The following is a 19,491-nucleotide window of genomic DNA, read 5'->3' on the forward strand; positions in this document are numbered from 1 at the left end:
GTATGAATTAATGCAAAAGCAATGCCTAAATGAAGCGCCTCAGGGAGTAGATGGAACTTTTTTGTTCTAAATGATAAAAATTCAATCTTAACAATCGGGAATAAAGAAGCCAGTAATCTAAATTACTGGCTTCTTATATAATTAGGTATCTTATTTCTTCGTAGTGTTGATAGCTTGGTATCAACTTGGTGCGAAACTTAGAAGAAGCCCATTGGTTTAGTTGAATAACTCACCAACAAGTTTTTAGTTTGTTGATAGTGATCTAGCATCATCTTATGGTTTTCACGGCCAATACCAGACTTCTTGTAACCACCAAATGCAGCATGTGCAGGGTAGATGTTATAGCAGTTTGTCCAGACACGACCCGCTTCAATAGCACGACCCGCACGGTAAGAAATATGTGCTGAACGTGACCAAACGCCAGCACCTAAACCATACATGGTGTCATTGGCAATTTTGATTGCATCGTCAAAGTCTTTGAACGTTGTCACAGCAAGTACAGGCCCAAAAATTTCCTCTTGGAAAACTTGCATGCCATTGTGACCTTTAAAAATAGTTGGATCGACATAGTAACCATCGCCTACTTCTTTACGACCACTACCGCCAAGTAAGAGTTCTGCACCTTCTTCACGACCCGTGTTAATACAACGTAAGATTTTCTCTTGTTGTTGCAAAGATGCTTGAGCACCAATCATCGTTTCTGTATCAAGAGGATGGCCAGTTTTAATACGTTTTACACGTTCGACAGCCATCTCCAAGAACTGATCAGCAATGCTTTCTTGTACTAAAGCACGAGAAGGGCAAGTACATACTTCACCTTGGTTTAAGGCAAACATGGCAAAACCTTCAAGCGTTTTTTCTAAGAAATCATCTTCTTTATCCATGATATCTTCAAAGAAAAGGTTTGGTGACTTACCGCCAAGTTCTAAGGTAACTGGAATAATATTTTCGGTCGCATATTGCATCACCATTTGTCCAGTTTGAGTTGATCCTGTGAACGCGATTTTAGCAATACGTGGATTTGTTGCTAAAGGACGGCCGACTTCTGAACCGAAACCATTCACAATATTGAGGACACCCGGCGGTAAAATATCTTGGATCAGTTCAGCGACCAACAAAATACCCACTGGCGTTTGTTCAGCTGGCTTAATTACCACACAGTTACCTGCTGCTAAAGCAGGTGCAAGTTTCCATGCTGCCATCAAAATCGGGAAGTTCCACGGAATGATTTGACCAACTACACCTAGTGGTTCATGGAAATGGTAAGCAATAGTATCTTCATCAATTTCAGAGATGCCGCCTTCTTGAGCACGAATACATCCAGCGAAATAACGGAAATGGTCGATCGCGAGCGGAAGGTCGGCTGCTAAAGTTTCACGTACCGCTTTACCATTATCCCAAGTTTCAGCAACAGCAAGCATTTCAAGATTTGCTTCTAAACGATCAGCAATTTTTAAAAGTATATTTGAGCGTACCGTCGGTGATGCTTTATTCCATGTTGCTTTCGCTTTGTGTGCTGCATCTAGAGCGAGCTCAATATCTTCGGCACTAGAACGGGGAATACGTGTGAAAGCTTTTCCATCAACAGGAGATACATTGTCAAAATATGCACCTTTTATAGGTGCCACCCATTCACCGCCAATAAAATTTTCATATTGTGATTTAAATTGAACTTTTGAGCCTGGTTGATTTGGATCGATATAGCGCATATAAATATTCCTTTGCTTTTTAGGACTAAAGACTAACAAGAACCCTGTCAGTAGGTACTTTCGTACTTTGTATAATTAGGATATAAAGAAGAAGGTTGGAGAAAGGTTGGAATAGAAATGTGGATATATAAGGAATTTACAAATGTTCACAAAAAAGGATTTATTGCAGCAACGGACGTTGATTGATCAACTGCGCACGCAAAATAGTCTCTCTCCTCAAAATGCTGCCAAACTCGGCCAAAGTATCGCAAGTTCGTGGGAACGATCAGCTTCTGCTGCGATTCCTAAAGAGCGTTTTGCGGCTCCATTAGTCGAAAAAAAATCTGCTTCACAAAATGCTTTAGATATGGCTTTAAGCCAATGTGCCGACGACTTACGTCATATTGCAGAGCAATCTTCTATGGTGATTGCTGTCGGTGATATTGGCAGTACGATTATCTGGACGGCACCAAGTGCTCAAATGCAAAGTGCTGCTGAGCGTGTACATTTTGTACAGGGTGGTCAATGGCGTGAAGAATTTGTTGGCACCAATGCCTTGGCTTTATCTTTAAAAACTCAACAATCAAGCTGTGTTTTTTCTAATGAACATTACATGGAGTCGATTCATGATTGGGTGTGTTATGCCGCACCGATTATCGACCCATATTCAAAACAGACGTTAGGCGTCGTTGATCTATCAACCACATGGAAGAACCATAATAGTTTAGGAATTCTGGCTGCTGAACGTTGTGCATCCATTATTCAGTCTGCTTTGCTAGAGCAGCAGCGTCACCATTTACACATCCGGGCATTTTCGACGCCGCAAGTTAAATTTAACGGCAAAAGCTTGTTATTAACGCCGCGTCAAATTGAAATTTTAACCATATTGGCCTTATGTCCGCATGGTTTAACTTTAGAGCATCTTTATCAGGCGCTCTACGGCGAACGTAAAGTCAGCATGGGCACACTTAAAGCTGAAATGTCTCAACTACGAGATATTCTGGGAGGTTTACTTGGTTCACGCCCGTATCGGTTACTTGTACACGTTGAAGCTGATTTCTTACAAGCTGAACAGGCACTCGATGCAGGATATGCCGCATCTGCTTTGCAGCTTTACACAGGCGTGTTTCTGGCAAAAACTGAAAGTCCATTTTTATGCGCATGGCGCGACTGCCTTGAATCACGTTTAAGCGATGCAATTTTTAAAACCCAAGAAACAGATTTACTGTTAAAGCATCTAGCTCATTTCCCTGAAGCAATTGATGCGGTAGAACGCCTTATGGAGCTTTTACCGAGTGAGCATCCTGCGCATCAACTGCTGGTGAAATACCTTGACTCACCTAAGCTTAGTTAAGTAATTTTTGATCCAGCCACTGGAACAATTGTTGATAGACTTGTTCTCGTACTGGCTGGGCCGAAAGGACTAAATCATGTAACCCATTGTGAATAGAGACTAAAGAGACATCACCTTTAATTTTTTTACCAAATTTTTCAATGTCTTTAACGTCTAAAATTACATCGCTTTGAGTCGCATCTGCTCCCCATTTTTTAGGGTTTTTAGTCTGATGAGAATGCATAATCAGCGCGGGAACATTGAGTTTAACCCCGCGATGTATTTCTTTTTGTGCTGTATGAATTGCATGTAGAAAGCTGAGTTGAACTGTCGGGGCAGAGGTAGGTTTCCAGTCCAGATTAAAGTCCCATTCGCCCTTGAGCTGTTTGTGAAGGCTCGCGGTGTACCACTTGTTTAATTGACTTGGGAATTTAACTTTTGGCAGATATTTTCCTACTCGACTAAGTACTGGAATACCAAATTTCTTTTCGACTAGACTTAAATTGAAGTCATAAAACGGACTATTTGCCCATAGCGCTTTAATTAGAGGGTGGTTTGGGTTATGGGCAGCATAAAGCGTTGCCGTTAAGCCACCAGTAGAGTGGCCTGCAAGCAAGACTTGGGTGTGCTGTTCTTTGGCAATAATCTCTAATGCTTGTGTAATTTCGGCGTCGTATTCATTTAAATCAAGCACATTATAGAAAATTTGATGAGGCAGCTTTGAGCGGCCATATTTTCTTAAATCAAGTGCATAGAAGTCGTAACCATGAGCATTGAATTGCTCAGCCATTTCGGTTTGAAAGAAATAATCTAAAAAACCATGAATATATAGTACGGCTTTTTGAGTAGATTGAGCGGCTTTTTTACGCACTAAGGTGGCTACAACTTTCCCTTCATAATCATCAGGAAAACTAAGTGTGAGCTGTTCGTAACCTGTGCCTAAAATATCTGGAACATAAGTTTGATTAGCTAAAGATGTATTCATTTTTATCGAGCTATTGTAATTAAGACATGCAGAGTATCCTTCAATGAAATGGGCGAATTGTCAATCAGGTTTGGAAAAGGTTGGAGTATAGGTTCTAAAAAAAGGGAATACCGCTGGAGCTAAGTATTCCCCAAAAAAGTAAGTCAACGGTCGGAGGGATTTGACTTACTAGAGGGATATGCCATTACATCGGTATTAAAGTGCTGCTTTAAAAATCTCCACAACTTGCGCATGATTTGCTTTGCGAGGGTTGGTGAGCATACATGCATCTTTTTGAGCATTATCGGCCATCACCGCAAGGTCTTCGGTTTTTACCCCAAGCTCGGTTAAACCAGATGGAATACCAATCGATGAAGACAGTTTGCGAATGGCATCAATTGCGGCATAGGCAGCTTCTGTTACGGTGAGTCCGTGAGTTTTTACACCCATTAACTCCGCGATTTTTGCGTAGCGATCTGGGCAAGCAATTAAGTTAAATTCACAAACATGTGGTAACAAGATTGCATTACATACGCCGTGAGGTAGGTTGTAGAAACCGCCTAACTGGTGCGCCATTGCGTGAACATAACCTAAAGATGCGTTGTTAAATGCCATGCCCGCCAAGTACTGTGCATAGCTCATCGCATCACGTGCTTCGATGTTTTCACCATTTGCGACAGCAGGTTGCAACCATTGACTAATCATCGTAATCGCTTTTTCTGCACACGCATCAGTAATTGGATTTGCCGCCGTAGAAACATATGCTTCAACTGCATGGGTTAATGCATCCATACCTGTTGCAGCGGTTAAACCAGCCGGTTTTGCAATCATGAGTTTCGGGTCATCAATGGCAATGAGGGGAGTACAACGCCAGTCAACAATCGCCATTTTTACGTGAGTATCGGTATTGGTGATAATACAGAAACGAGTCATTTCAGATGCAGTCCCAGCTGTGGTGTTCACTGCAATCAATGGCGTCATCGGTACTTTACTTTTATCGATGCCTTCGTAGTCACGAATATGACCACCACCCGCAGTGACTAAACCAATCCCTTTTGCACAGTCGTGAGATGAACCGCCACCTAAAGACACAATAAAGTCACAGCCATTTTCGTTATAGGCATTTACACCGTTATGAACATTAATATCGGTTGGGTTAGGTTCTGCACCTGGGAATATATGGCTTGCAACGCCTGCTTCAGTTAAATAGTTCGCGATAAGATCTGCAACACCAAATTTAAATAAGCCTTCATCGGTCACAATTAATGCTTTTTTTGCGCCGAGGTTTTGTGCCTTTGTACCAATTTCTTTAGCACATCCTGGTCCAAAGAGTGATACGCATGGAATATAAAAACCGTTTGTTTGATCTGCAATATTTTTAAAAGCCATGGAGTGATTCCTTCTTCCATAAATCCATTGTTTGTTATTACAGGTGAGCCTCACCATGGCCTTAGTATTGTGATGTGAAGTTTATTTTCCTACCTACCAAAAACCTACCAAATGTTATTTTGCTTTTAATTTTTGATTTATAAGTACTTTTTAGAAAGTTTGGCACATTCATTTAATTTTTTCGGGAAAATCGTTAAGCTATGGGCTGTTGAAGATGTACATATGAGATTATGAAACAGGAAACTGCGCTTAAACTGCTTAAAGCAGGTGAAAATGTCTTTTTAACCGGTTCGGCTGGTGCAGGGAAAACCTATACACTTAATCAGTACATCCAATACCTCAAAGCACGTAAAGTGCCTGTGGCAATTACGGCGTCTACAGGTATTGCAGCAACACATATGAACGGTATGACCATTCATACATGGGCTGGCATTGGCATTAAAGATCTGTTAACTGACGATGATCTAAAACGCATGAAAGAGCGTAAATATCTCAAGGAACACCTTGAAAATGCGCAAGTTCTTGTGATTGATGAAATCTCGATGCTACATGCGAAGCAGCTTAATCTGGTCAATCAGGTTCTAAAATATTTTAAAGAAAGCGATGAAGCATTCGGTGGTATTCAAGTCATTGTGGCTGGAGATTTCTTCCAGTTACCGCCTGTAGGTCGTAATGGTGAAGCCAACCGTGATAAGTTCTGCTTTATGTCAGATGCATGGGTCGAAGCTAAATTCCGCGTATGCTATTTAACAGAACAGCACCGTCAAGACGATGAAATTCTGAACCAGATTTTAAACGCGATTCGTGCGCAAAATATTCAACCAGATCATTTACAAGCACTGCGTCAATCACGCTCGCATGATATTGGTGACACCTTTACTCGTCTTTATACGCATAATATGGATGTCGACAACATCAATTATCAGCACTTAAATGAAATTGATAATGAAGGGCATCAATTCAATGCTGTTTTAGATGGTAATGAAAAATTATTAGAAACTTTAAAATCTTCAGTGCGTGCGCCAGAAGAACTCACACTTAAAAAGCATGCCAAAGTCATGTTTGTCAAAAACAATTTTGATATGGGCTATATCAACGGAAGTTTGGGTGAAGTCATTGGCTTTGAGGAAGATGACGAAAATGGCTTACTGCCGAAAGTAAAACTGACTGATGGCACGACTTTGCTGGTTGCTCCTGAAACGTGGTCAGTCGAAAACGAAGCAGGTAAAGTGATTGCAAGTTTTCAGCAAATTCCGCTTCGTTTAGCGTGGGCGATTACTATTCATAAAAGCCAAGGGATGACTTTAGAAGCGGCTGAAATTAACCTCATGAACACCTTTGAAAAAGGTCAGGGTTATGTTGCATTGTCACGCTTAAAATCTTTAACTGGTCTAAAATTATTAGGTATTAACGAGCAAGCTTTAGAGCTAGATAGTTTAGCTGTCAAAGCGGATCGCCGTTTCCAAGAGCTTTCAAAAGAAGCCGAAGATAACTTTGCAGATGTAGATTTAACGGCTCAGCATAAAGCGTTTATTCGTCACTGTGGCGGCACCTTGAATGAAACCGAGATTTCTCGTAATGAGAAGAAACTCGCAAAAGGTGGCAAGCAAAATTACGCTACGGCAACTTTAGATGAGACACGTGTTTTGTTTGAAGAAGGCTATGAAATTGAAGACATCGCGCATGAACGTGGTTTAACCCCAGCGACAATTATTAATCACTTGGCTCGACTTCATAAAGAGCAAAAGCTAGATATTTCGGTTGCTCATCCAGGTGAAGAAGTGGTCGAAGAAATTCGTAAAATTTATAAGAAGCTGAAAAAGCGCCAAAATCCAGATCATTTTTCTGATGATGGTTCGATCAAACTAAGACCAATTGTTGAAGCAACCAGTCCTCGAATGGGATATGATCAGGTCCGATTAGCTTTATTATTTATTGAATAAAGTTTAATTCGCTTAATGACTTATTATATAAATTGAGGTGGCTATGCCGCACGTTGTAGTTGATTATTCAGAAAATTTAACTGGATTAAACGCAAAACAATTACTTGAAGAAATTAATACCACACTGATTGAAACAGAGCTATTTAGTCCAGAAGACATTAAAAGCCGTGCGCGTAAAGATGATGTTTTCCTAATAGGCTTGGGAGCCGAACAGGCTTATATTCATGCAAAGGTCTATATTTTGTCGGGAAGAACGGCTGAACAAAAACAGCTTATGGGTGAGCAGTTATTAGCGGTGCTTAGTAATAAAAAATATCTACAACAAGAGTTTAATAAAGAAATTCAATTGTGCGTTGAGCTTGTCGATATGCCAAGAGAAGATTATTTCAAGCAAGTTGTATAACACTAAAAAGCGCAATTTCGATCAAGAATAGCGATTAGCACTATGTAAAAGTAGTGCTATCGAATGGACAGAAATCTACTTACTTTTAAAGTGAGTCTAGCGTGATATAGGCATAACCTAGATTATGCCAGTATCTCTAAAAGCTTAATATCTGCATATTGCTCAATCAAGTTGTCATCTAGCATGTGGATGTAATCCATAAAGATGGTGCTAAAACTTCCCATAGTTTGCGCTTGATTTGCAGCAAGTTTACCTGCAATCGCAAAATGAACATGAGCTGAAAGAGCAGCAATGGTTGGCGTCGTCACAGCGCTATATGCTGCAGTTAACGCACCTAAAGCACAGCCTGTTGCAGTAATTTTTGGTTGTAAAGGACTTCCGCCGTTCACTTGAATAAAGACGTCTAATTCTTTAGATAAAATATAATCTGACTCACCTGAAATAGCGATACAGTCCGCATGTGCTAATAGTGTATAAGCCTGTTGATAGGCTTGATCACTACTTAGAGTACTATCGACACCTTTAGATTGAACTTGGTTGCCTGCAAGTGTACTAATTTCTGAAGCATTACCACGAATAATGCTTGGCTTGAACTGTAAAAGCTCGTCTGTCATTTGACTACGCCAAGCTAAAATTGGGCCATAGCCGACTGGATCAAGCACCCATGGAATGCCATTGAGCTGTGCAGTCTTGGCAGATATTTGCATGGCTTGCATTTGCTCTGAAGTCGGGGTGCCTAAATTGATGCTTAAAGCCGATGAAATTTTGGTAAAACTTTCTGCTTCATAAGGATTATCGATCATGGCAGGTGAAGCACCAGAAGCAAGTAAAACATTGGCTGTATAGTTGGCCGCGACGCTATTGGTAATGCATTGCACAAGAGGCGTCTTTGCCTGCATGTTTTGCCAAGCGTCAATTACCTGCTCAATCAAAGTCGATGCTGATGTCATGTTATTATCCTTATTAAGCCAAAGTAATTGTAGATTTAGTGAGTAAAATAATGATCTTGATGCTTACATCTTTGGCAAATTAAAGAAACATAATCTGCCGCATCATAATCAACACTTAAATCGTTTGAACCACAGTGCATACAACGTTTAACTGAATAAAAGTTTAATCGAGGTTCAATTTTTCGCCATGCTTTCCAGACAGGTTGTACAAAGATTTGTTCGTCGTAACCTAAGAAGCGGTTAAGTAAAATATAACTCATTTTACTGTAGGGAATATTGTGAGGACGAGGCAACATTGAGGTTTCCCACTTTTCAGCTAAGGCTCTCTCGCGATATTGCTCTAAGGTTTTCTTCAACAAATTGGTGTTAATAAATTTTTCATTACGCGGCTGTAGGGCTTTCTGTTTATAAAGATACTCGAGTGCGGTTTGAATTAAATAATAAATCTGCCCAATTGCTAGTGAATCCATTAAGCGATAACAAAAAGTTTGGAAATTAGAGCTTCCTGCAATTTGAATGCCCCAAGTTCGACAATAGAACTGCATAAACTGAATAATCTCTTGATAGAGCACCTGAAAAAGTACGTCTTTTACTTCATCGGCACTACGAAATGGAATACCAAGACTTAAATTTTCATAAAACCAGTGGCGTAGTTGCTGGGCTACACTAAATAAACTTGGGTCACTATAACCATCCAAGCGAATGTTTAAATAAAAGCACTGAGGTTCATCAGCTTGGTCTTGAGCGTTTAAAATTCCATCTTTATGGAGTTGCTTAATCAGATAGTTTTGAAACATCCAGTTTGGTGTAATGGACTGATATTTAATTTTGTCCCAGTGAATGTATTCGTCATGAGCAATATCGTCTCGTGCATAGTCATCGAGCAGGCTAAGTAAAAAAAGTTTATGCAAAAAACTGAGCTGTTCCAGACTACGTTGTGGTTGCTCTTTTGACTTAAACTGGCGTTGTTCTTGTAGGCGTGTTTGCTGTAAAAGCTTTTTTCGTTGTTTTGTGCATGTTTCACAATGGCAAGTCATTTTTGTGTCTTTAAAAACACGGTGCTGACAATGACTGCATTCATGAAACTGAATGTCTTGTTCAAATTGCTCGGCATCTACCCAATACATTGACGCTTGGCAGAGAGGACAATGGCTACTTTCATCTAGCTGTTTCTGTAGAATTTGTAAGACCATTTTGCTCCGAACGCTTAAATCTATCATGACTGACTTATTATACACAGCCACATTGCCGATAGCTGAGATTGTCTTTTTGTTTGGTGCAAAAATAGAAAACCTAAAGTCTTTGTTTTAACTTTAGGTTTTCATAAGAGGTTAAAATTTAAAATTAAACAGGGCACGGCAAGCTCTCATCATTCTGTCCAAGCTTTTTGGCATTAATAAGTGCCTGCACTTTTTTACTTGGTAATTTTACTTTACCTAAAGCATCATAAGTATTGACGATAGAGGTTACCTCCTGAGCTGTAATAGAAATACCTTCCGCAGATAAAAACACCGCAATCACATGGTGATCGAGTCCTGCTGCGTCTAGATCATGAATTGCTTTAATATTTTCTAAACGATGAAAATGTGCTTTTAATTCCATACTGACACCTCTTGTTCTGATTGAAATATTTATATTGGTGTATTAATGAAGGCAAGAACCATGCCCAAAATGTAAGCTGACTCTAAAAAATGTTAAAAGCTGAAGTTGTTTTATTTTTATTGTATAGATTGATTATATAAGCAACGATTATCGTAAATTTGGTCTAATCTGTGCTAATAAAAGACGATTCTAATTTGAAATGTATAAATGAAGTCCCATTAATTTTATAAAGGTAAACAAACACGGTATGTATGAATGTATATGATCAAGTTCATAAAATTCGTACTACGGTTTCCGAAAAGTATATAAGGAATAAAGATGAATATTGCGGCGCAGCCTCCAGTTCAGGCAGATCAAACAGTTTATTTAAAAGATTATCAAAAACCTTCATTCTTGGTTGAATCCATTAATCTTGATATTCAAGTATATGATGACAAAACAATTGTTGATTCAACATTAGTCATGAAGCGTCAAACAGCTGGGGACTTGGTGTTATTAGGTCGTGATCTTGAGTTGCAATCTATTCAGCTCAATGGTCAAGATCTTACTCCTGCACAATATTCACTCGACAGTGAACAACTGGTGATCACTGATGCACCAGATGAAGTCATTTTGCAGACTCAAGTGATTATTCATCCAGAAACCAATACTCAGCTTGAAGGTTTATATAAAGCAGATGAGTTGTTTGTAACCCAGAATGAACCTGAAGGCTTCCGTAAAATCACCTTCTATCCAGACCGTCCAGATGTACTTTCAGTCTTTACGACACGTGTAGAAGCAGACAAAAAATATCCAGTGTTACTTGCCAATGGTAATTTGCTTGAAACAGGTGAGGTAGGTGAAAACCGCCACTTTGCGATCTGGCAAGATCCGACTAAAAAACCAAGCTATTTGTTTGCTTGTGTTATTGGTGATTTAGCTGTTCTTAAAGATCGTTATACGACTTCGGAAGGGCGTGATGTTGCTTTAGAAATCTATGCCATTGAGAAAGATATTCCAAAATGCCATATCGCGATGGAAGCCTTAAAGCATTCAATGCGTTGGGATGAAGAACACTACGGCCGTGCTTATGACCTCGACAACTATATGATTGTTGCGGTGAGCCAGTTCAACATGGGTGCAATGGAAAATAAAGGTTTAAATATCTTTAATACTTCATGTGTGCTTGCCGATGAAGAATATACAACTGACGCAGCGATTATGCGAGTACAGTCTGTAATTGCGCATGAATATTTCCATAACTGGACAGGCAACCGTATTACGTGCCGTGACTGGTTCCAGCTGTGCTTAAAAGAAGGTTTAACGGTTTTCCGTGACCAGTCTTTCTCTGAAGATTTACAATCTGCTGCGGTTCAACGTATTGATGATGTCGCTGTACTTAAATCGCATCAATTCCCGGAAGATGCTGGTCCATTATCGCATCCACCACGCCCAGATCACTTTGTAGAAATTAATAACTTCTATACAGCGACAGTCTATGAAAAAGGTGCGGAAATTAACCGCATGATGTCGACCTTACTCGGTAAAGAAAAATACCGTCAAGGAACCGATGAATATTTCCGCCGTCATGATGGACAAGCCGTAACAGTAGAAGACTGGGTTGCTGCATTATCTGCAGGTTCAGGTGTCGATTTATCTGCATTTTTAACTTGGTATAACCAACCAGGTACGCCAAAACTTGAAGCAAAAGGTGAATATGATGCAGCAGCGCAAACTTATCGTTTAAGCTTTAAACAAAGCCTAAAAGCGCATCCTAAATATCCGAATTTAAAAGCTGTTCCAATTCCTGTTGCTTTAGCGCTTTTTAACGCTAAAACAGGGGAGCAATATACATTGCACAGTGAAAGCCTATTCGTAAATGATGTTAAAGATGGCGTGTATTTGTTTGACCAAGATGAGGCAACCATTGAATTTACAGGGGTAACTGAGCAACCTGTTGTTTCACTACTACGTAATTTCTCTGCACCTGTAAATCTGGTATTTGATTACAGTGATGAAGAATTAGCATTCTTAATTCAACATGAAACAAACGGTTTCAACCAGTGGCAAGCAACACAAACCTTACTTGAACGTATTTTGCTAGAAGACCATTCTGCAGATGCTTACATTCAAGCTATTCAAAGCACATTGCCTGAGTTGGTTGGCCGCGACCCGCTTTTAGCATCACGTTTGTTTGATGTTCCAAGTGAAGGTTATTTGGGTAGTCGTATTGATCAGAACTATGCACCAGCCGATATTCATGTAAAACGTGAAGCTTTACTGAATCGTTTGGCACAAGAGTTGGGTGCGTTTTGGAAAGATACCTACTTTACACTTGACCCAGACTTGCAAAAAGAATTCTCTTTAGCCATGGGTGTACGTGCATTAAAAAATATCATGTTGATGATGATGGCTCGTCAGGGTGATCAAAGTGCATTTGAATTAGCGCATGTTCAATACCAAAACACAGGCAATATGTCTGAGCGTTTAGGTGCGCTACGTGTATTGGTTTGGCAAAATGCGCCTCAAGCTCAAGAGGCACTTGCTGATTTCTATGACCGCTTTAAAGATGAAGCCTTGTCTTTAGATCAGTGGTTTATGATTCAAGCTGCAAACCCAAATGCCACAACAGAAACAATCGAGTACTTAACTCAACATCCCGACTATGATTTAACAACTCCAAACCGTATTCGTGCGGTAAGTGGCGGATTATCAAATAATCCTGAAAATACTTGGGGCTTTGGTGTCGCTCACTTTATTAACCTTGCAGAATATCTTGACGAGAAAAACCCGATTTTAGGTTCACGTCTGTTACAGGTGTTATCTCGCTGGTATACGCTTGCAGAGCCTCAGCGCACTCAAGTACAACAAGCTTTAAAAGCATTGCAGCCTAAAGTGAAATCGAAAAATGTTTCTGAAACCTTAAATAGCATGCTGAGCGTTTAATTATTTAAACTTACTAAATAAAGGTCTCTAAAGAGGCCTTTATTTTTTTATATCTCATAGCTCTTCAAGATTTAAAATAAATAAAACTATCCTTGTTATAGTTCATGTGTAGATCAAGTTTTATCATTTTATTTTTATATAAATTATAATCTTGAATACTTTGTTGGAGATAAACTTTTAAGTAATAATATAAAATTACCATTAAAAGTATAGTCAGGAAATAACTAAGTACTTATGTAAATAGAATTTAATTTCATAAAGTTTGATAATTTTTTGACATATTTATTTAAATTTAAATAAATAAATTTTTTTTAAATTTTATTAAAATTATTTAAATCAAAAACTTAAATTTTGTAATTATTGTTTTTTTGTATCCGTAAGATAGGTTTAGGTAAATTTGTTTTATTGATTAGAAATTAAAATAATAACGTGAACATGCATTTTATTTATTTTTATGTATTATGTTGGAAAGTAGGATAAAAAAATAAGCTTTAAAAGAGCAGTCAAATAAAAATGATTGTAAGAATAAGGGTTAAATTTTTTATATCTATTAATTCGATAATTTAGTTTAAAAGGTTTTGGCCATGAAAAAGACTTTTATTTATTTATCAGCAGTTGTTGCAGGAGTATTTTCTCTCAATGCGGCAAATGCAGCTACAGCAACAGGTACATTAACTGTTAGAGCAACAGTAACGAATAGTTGTGTATTGAATACCTCTGCAACTGGCACGACAACAAATGCCGTTTTAGATTTTGGTACATTAAGTTCACTTGCTGGCAATGTTGATGCAGATACCACAACAACTGGTGGTACCTCAATTAAAGTCCTTTGTAATAATACTGTGCCATGGACTTTGTCATTTGATGGTGGTCAGAATGTTTTATCAACCCAACGTCGCATGATCGGCGGGGCGACTAGCAACGAATATATTCCTTACAACCTTTTCTCTGACACGGGACGTGCCACAGCAATTGGTATTGCAACGACAGCCTACAGTGGAACCGGAACGGGTAATGTTCAAACTGTAAATGTATATGGTCGTATTCCTGCAGGAACAACTTTACCAAGTGCAGGTAGCTATGTTGACAGTGTGACTGTAACGGTAACTTATTAATTTGCATAAATTAGAATTACGTTAGCCCTTTTGAAAGGGCTAATACATTAAAAAAGTTATATTTGAGCAAATCATGAAAAAAAATATTTTTATTATTACGGGATTATTCTTATCTTTATCTAGCTCTATTAACGCCGCAACAATCCGTCTTTCACCTGTAAATGTAGAAATATTAAGTAATCAAAATGCTGCTTCAATTAGTTTATATAACCAGTCAAATGAAAGCGCTGATTTGCAGGTGCGTGTATTTGAGTGGAGACAAAATGCTGGGCAAGATCAATTAATCCCTACGGATGAGATTGTAGTTAGTCCACCATTTTTAAAACTACAACCTAGTGACTCTTATAACTTACGTGTAGTTAGAATTAACCCGGAACCTATTTCTGGTGAAAAAACTTATCGTATTATTATTGATGAGTTACCCAAACCAATTGATAGCCGTAAAGCAGCTCAGGGAGTAAATGTATTACTTCGCTCATCATTACCTGTATTTGTCGTCAATAAAGATGCGATTACCAAACTGAGTTGGAAAATTGATGTTAACCAGAACACACCTTCTTTAAATATTAGCAATATAGGTAACCGACATGCGCTGTTAAATAGTCTAACGCTTGTTGATACAACTGCCAATAAAAGTTATCCCATTAAAGTAAATACTGTGAATGGTTATATTCTTGCGGAGAAGTCGAAAAGTTACTCGATTAGTAACTTTACCTACCAACCAAATCATAAATACAGCGTATCTCTAACAGTTAATGGTAAGAAAACCACACTTTAAGAGGCTTATATGAAATACATTATAGGTGTCTTATGTGTTGCGTATTTTCCTGCATATTCTTTTGCCGAACAGTTACTAGATTATACGAATACTGCAGTTCCCAGTGTTCCTAAATCTGTAGGTAACGATAGTAAATATACAAAAGTAGGAACGAATGAGCAGGAGCAAGATCTTAATTTCATTCATCTATTTTTAAATATTTCGATTAACTCAAATGCTTCTGAAGATTTGGTGGCTGTAAAGCAATCTAAGGATGGGAAACTATATATTCGATCTGGTACTTTAAAAAAATTAAGAATAAAAATGGATGAACATATCCCAGATAACCAGTGGGTGTGTATTAATGATCTAAACGGAATCCAGTTTAAATATCTAGAGAATGAGCAGTCTTTAAACTTAAAAGTTCCATCGGATATGTTGACAGGCTATGCAGTGGACCTCAATGGTCAGCAGATCACTAGCCCGAATTTGCTAAAGATGAAACCTTTAAACGCAGCCATTCTGAATTACAGTCTGTATAACACCATAACCAATGATGAGAATGTTTTCTCAGGTACGGCTGAGGGTATTTTTAACAGTGCAATTGGTAACTTTTCTTCAGGGGTTTTATATAACGGTAGTAATGAAACTAGCTATAGCCATGAAAAGTGGGTACGACTGGAAACTAAGTGGCAATATGTCGACCCTGAGAAGATCAGGATATATACCCTAGGGGACTTTATTTCCAATAGTCCTGACTGGGGAAGCAGTGTCCGTCTGGCTGGTTTCCAATGGTCGAGTGCTTATAGTCAACGCGGTGATATTGTCACTTCGGCACTCCCGCAATTCTCCGGCTCGGCAGCACTGCCTTCAACCTTGGATTTATACGTCAACCAGCAAAAGATTTATTCGGGGTTAGTGCCATCAGGTCCATTTGATATTAAACAGCTTCCGTTTATTTCAGGAAATGAAGTCACACTGGTGACTACCGATGCAACGGGTCAGCAGAGCATTACCAAAAAGCCGTACTATTTTTCATCGAAGATTCTGGCAAAAGGCATTAATGAGTTTTCAGTAGATGTGGGGGTTCCACGCTACAACTATGGACTCTATTCAAACGATTATGATGATGCCACCTTTGCATCAGGTGCGATCCGATACGGCTACAGTAACTCACTGACCTTAAGCGGTGGTGCAGAGGCTTCAACAGATGGCCTGTCGAATCTCGGCACAGGATTTGCCAAAAATGTTTTGGGGATTGGCGTGATCAATGCCGACATTGCAGCGAGCCAGTATAAAGATGAAAACGGCTATTCTGCCTTGCTGGGTTTGGAAGGGCGCATCAGTAAGAACATTTCATTTAACACCAGTTACCGCAAAGTATTTAATAACTATTTTGACCTAGCCCGTGTGTCTCAAGTGAGATATTTAAAAGATAACCAGATTAATGCCGAGTCACAGAACTACCTGAACTACAGCGCATTGGCAGATGAGATTTTCAGGGCAGGGATTAACTATAACTTTTATGCAGGCTATGGGGTTTATCTGGGCTATAACCAGATTAAATATAGCGACAACTCTTACAAGTTACTGTCTACCAATTTAAGTGGAAGTCTGGACAAGAACTGGGGCTTTTATGCGTCAGCTTATAAAGATTATGAAAACCATAAGGACTATGGTATTTACTTTGCGCTGAGATATACCCCGTCCAGTAAAGTGAATGCGATCACGAGTGTATCTAGTGACAGCGGTAGCCTACGGTATCGTCAAGAAATATTCGGATTATCAGAACCACAAATTGGTTCATTTGGCTGGGGTGGTTATGTTGAGCGAGATCAGGATGCACATGAAAATAATGCCTCGATTTATGCCTCTTACCGTGCCCGTGCTGCTTACCTGACAGGACGCTATAACCGATTTGGAGATAATGATCAGGTTGCAGTTTCGGCGACAGGATCATTGGTTGCGGCAGCGGGACGTATCTTTGCGGCCAATGAAATTGGAGACGGCTATGCGGTCGTAACTAATGCCGGACCACAAAGCCAAATTATAAATGGCGGGGTCAATTTGGGAGAAACCGATAAGTCTGGAAGATTTCTGATTCCTAGTCTCATGCCATATCAAGTGAACCATATTTATTTAGATCCATCGTATCTTCCTCTGAATTGGAATGTTAAATCTACAGATCAAAAAACAGTCGTGGGTTACCGTCAAGGAACTTTGGTTGACTTCGGTGCTCATCAGGTCATTTCTGGATTAGTGAAACTGGTTGATGAAAATAATTCACCGTTAATGCCGGGTTATAGGGTTCGAATTAATGGTCAGCAAGATGGGATGGTTGGGTATGACGGTGAAGTGTTTATTCCAAACCTATTAAAGCAAAACAAACTTGAAGTTGATCTTCTAGATCATGGCTCCTGCCAAGTTGACTTCATATATAACAGTAATCAGTACTCAACTAAAAAATTGGGACCTTATGTATGTCATTAAATATTATGAATAAGGCTCAAATAGAGAGCTATAAGTTTTTTCCATTGTTTTTAAAGTATTTTGTAGGCATTTGCTTATTTTATCTTGTTTATGCATTTTTTAGTCCGGCACATGCAGCTTGTACGGTAAGTGGAACCACAAATAACACTTTTATCTACACAGCAGCAAATATTAATAGTGATGCAACCGTAAACCTTTCAGGAACAATTACTTGCACGAATGGAGGAATAATACCTCAGATATCTCCATTTATGTGTATGAAGACAGTATTTACAGGAGCAACCACTGCGAATAATAGTGTAACTTTACCATATACGGTCACTGCAACTGTAGGTGGGGCAGGTTCCTCTACCACCAACCAAACCTCCAATGTTTGGTATGGTCCAGTGGTAACACTTGCTTCAAATAATATTCTTAATTACTCGGTAAATGTAAAAGTACCCGCACGTACAGGATCGCTCATTGCCTACCCTCAAGGGACCTATACAGCTACGGTTCAACTATTTTGGGATATGGATCTTCTAGCGGTGTTATGTTTAGGTGATCTACTCAGCTGGGACTCTGGAAGTGTAACTTTAACTGCGAACTTTGTAGTACCAAGTTTGTGTCAATTAAACTCAACCTCAACTGTAGATTTCGGCGATATTAATGACATTGGTACGACTAAGCGTGATTACACAGCGCAAGGGGCCGTGAATACGACCTGTAACTTTGGAACGCCATACAGTATTTATTTAGGGGACGGCAATAACCGTATAGCTGGGGGTTTTAGGCGTATGAGCAATAGTAATAATGAATTTATTCCCTATCAGCTATATAAAGATTCTAACTATAGTACGGTATGGGATGCCACGGGAGGCGTAACCAATGTTGGGGGAACAGGAGGAGTCTCAAAAACAGGTACAGGCAGTGCTCAAACGACTACAGTTTATGGGAAGATTCCTCAAGGTACTGCCATTGCAAGTAGACCTGGTGTCTATTCTGATAGTGTTGTCGTTACGGTGACTTATTAATCTTTCAAATTTATATGTGGAGCTCTTTTTATAGCAGAGCTCCCTATAATTCAAAGTATATTGCTTAAAAATTGTTAAGATATAAATAATAAAAATCAAATAATTCTTAGCTTTCGGAACTTGTTCGTCATCAAAAATAGTTTGACTTAAAAAAGCATTCTGTATATTTATTGATTAGTTCTAAAAAAGAACTAGATAAAAGGCAATTAAAAATAAAGGTGAATAAATGTCGAATATTATTTTGCATCAATGGGAAATTTCTCCATTTTGTCAAAAAATTTCAAGAGTTCTGAAATTTAAAGGAATTTCATTTGACACAGTTAACTACAACGGCATTCTTGGAGCGAAAGTTCCTCTGCTAAGTAAGGTGGGTAAAGTACCTGTCATTGATCATAACGGGCAACGGATTCAAGACAGTACTCGAATCGCGCGCTATCTAGATGAAGCCTTTCCAGACACACCTCGGCTTTACCCTGAAGATCCAAATCAAAAAGCTCTTGCTGAACTTTGGGAAGATTGGGCAGATGAGTCTCTTTATTTTTATGAAGTATATTTAAGAGTAAATGATTCGGAAGCTTTAGAAGAAGCGAGTCGCATTAGTAGCATTGGTCGTCCAGCTTATGAAAAACCATTGGTAAAAGGTTTTATTTTAGCCGAGTTAAAAACGCAGCTATTCTTTCAAGGCTTAGGACGTATGAAAGCTGAAAATGTTGAAGAAGAATTTATCCGACATCTCGACCGTATTGAGCAGGTTTTGTCACAAAGTGAATGGTTAGTTGGAAACAGCCAAACCATTGCAGACATTGCTGTAGTTGCTCAACTCGGTGAAGTGATCCGCACCAGTAAAAAATTTAGTAAAGAAATTTTGAATCGTCCGTTTATTGCATTATGGTATAAAAAACAAACAGGGTGAAATGTC

At 39.0% G+C, this 19,491-nt stretch carries 15 protein-coding genes; 9 read left to right on the top strand and 6 right to left on the bottom strand.

Annotated elements, in window-relative coordinates; translation table 11 throughout:
* Window positions 1-197: 197 nt before the first annotated feature.
* Complete coding sequence (gene exaC / locus ACYU0V_RS06860) at window positions 198-1,709, bottom strand: acetaldehyde dehydrogenase ExaC (protein ID WP_002119354.1); 1,512 nt, start codon at window positions 1,707-1,709, stop codon at window positions 198-200.
* Between the two features lie 142 nt (window positions 1,710-1,851).
* Here exaC and ACYU0V_RS06865 point away from each other — a divergent pair, with 142 nt between their 5' ends.
* Window positions 1,852-3,042, top strand: a complete 1,191-nt coding sequence (locus tag ACYU0V_RS06865) for a helix-turn-helix domain-containing protein (protein WP_086265955.1) — start codon at window positions 1,852-1,854, stop codon at window positions 3,040-3,042.
* On the opposite strand, the gene ACYU0V_RS06870 is transcribed toward ACYU0V_RS06865, so the two are convergent.
* Both ACYU0V_RS06870 and mdh read right to left on the bottom strand, forming a co-directional pair.
* Complete coding sequence (locus ACYU0V_RS06870; protein ID WP_461849528.1) at window positions 3,035-4,006, bottom strand: alpha/beta hydrolase; 972 nt, start codon at window positions 4,004-4,006, stop codon at window positions 3,035-3,037. The genes ACYU0V_RS06865 and ACYU0V_RS06870 overlap by 8 nt on opposite strands.
* A gap of 195 nt (window positions 4,007-4,201) precedes the next feature.
* Window positions 4,202-5,374: an iron-dependent methanol dehydrogenase gene (mdh, locus tag ACYU0V_RS06875; RefSeq protein ID WP_005068634.1), complete on the bottom strand. Its 1,173-nt coding sequence runs from the start codon at window positions 5,372-5,374 to the stop codon at window positions 4,202-4,204.
* A gap of 230 nt (window positions 5,375-5,604) precedes the next feature.
* Between mdh and ACYU0V_RS06880 the strand changes: the two genes are divergently transcribed.
* Window positions 5,605-7,317: an AAA family ATPase gene (locus tag ACYU0V_RS06880; protein WP_032004767.1), complete on the top strand. Its 1,713-nt coding sequence runs from the start codon at window positions 5,605-5,607 to the stop codon at window positions 7,315-7,317.
* Between the two features lie 43 nt (window positions 7,318-7,360).
* On the top strand, window positions 7,361-7,720 hold the full coding sequence (locus tag ACYU0V_RS06885; protein ID WP_005068638.1) for a 5-carboxymethyl-2-hydroxymuconate Delta-isomerase: 360 nt from the start codon (window positions 7,361-7,363) through the stop codon (window positions 7,718-7,720).
* Window positions 7,721-7,842: 122 nt separating this feature from the next.
* Here the strand turns inward: ACYU0V_RS06885 and thiM are convergent, their stop codons facing one another.
* The 3 genes from thiM to ACYU0V_RS06900 form a co-directional block, all read right to left on the bottom strand.
* On the bottom strand, window positions 7,843-8,670 hold the full coding sequence (thiM, locus tag ACYU0V_RS06890) for a hydroxyethylthiazole kinase (RefSeq protein WP_005068641.1): 828 nt from the start codon (window positions 8,668-8,670) through the stop codon (window positions 7,843-7,845).
* 35 nt (window positions 8,671-8,705) lie between these two features.
* A complete protein-coding gene (locus ACYU0V_RS06895) occupies window positions 8,706-9,863 on the bottom strand; it encodes a hypothetical protein (RefSeq protein ID WP_005073708.1) in 1,158 nt (385 codons plus the stop codon).
* 151 nt (window positions 9,864-10,014) lie between these two features.
* On the bottom strand, window positions 10,015-10,272 hold the full coding sequence (locus ACYU0V_RS06900; protein WP_005068647.1) for a hypothetical protein: 258 nt from the start codon (window positions 10,270-10,272) through the stop codon (window positions 10,015-10,017).
* Window positions 10,273-10,590: 318 nt separating this feature from the next.
* Between ACYU0V_RS06900 and pepN the strand changes: the two genes are divergently transcribed.
* The 6 genes from pepN to ACYU0V_RS06930 all read left to right on the top strand — a co-directional run bounded on the left by pepN (window position 10,591) and on the right by ACYU0V_RS06930 (window position 19,485).
* On the top strand, window positions 10,591-13,197 hold the full coding sequence (gene pepN, locus ACYU0V_RS06905; protein ID WP_461849530.1) for an aminopeptidase N: 2,607 nt from the start codon (window positions 10,591-10,593) through the stop codon (window positions 13,195-13,197).
* A gap of 584 nt (window positions 13,198-13,781) precedes the next feature.
* A complete protein-coding gene (locus ACYU0V_RS06910; protein WP_017385393.1) occupies window positions 13,782-14,312 on the top strand; it encodes a Csu type fimbrial protein in 531 nt (176 codons plus the stop codon).
* A gap of 73 nt (window positions 14,313-14,385) precedes the next feature.
* Window positions 14,386-15,090 carry a fimbrial biogenesis chaperone gene (locus ACYU0V_RS06915; RefSeq protein WP_032052243.1) on the top strand — a complete coding sequence of 235 codons (705 nt, stop codon included), beginning with the start codon at window positions 14,386-14,388 and terminating at the stop codon, window positions 15,088-15,090.
* Between the two features lie 9 nt (window positions 15,091-15,099).
* A complete protein-coding gene (locus ACYU0V_RS06920) occupies window positions 15,100-17,559 on the top strand; it encodes a fimbria/pilus outer membrane usher protein (protein WP_461849532.1) in 2,460 nt (819 codons plus the stop codon).
* Window positions 17,550-18,572 (top strand): Csu type fimbrial protein, encoded by a 1,023-nt coding sequence (locus ACYU0V_RS06925; RefSeq protein ID WP_342063809.1) that lies wholly within the window; start codon window positions 17,550-17,552, stop codon window positions 18,570-18,572. The genes ACYU0V_RS06920 and ACYU0V_RS06925 overlap by 10 nt, the downstream gene beginning before the upstream one ends.
* 226 nt (window positions 18,573-18,798) lie before the next feature.
* Window positions 18,799-19,485, top strand: a complete 687-nt coding sequence (locus tag ACYU0V_RS06930) for a glutathione S-transferase (protein ID WP_461849534.1) — start codon at window positions 18,799-18,801, stop codon at window positions 19,483-19,485.
* The last annotated feature ends 6 nt before the right edge of the window (window positions 19,486-19,491 follow it).

The organism is Acinetobacter sp. X9 (assembly GCF_054889255.1).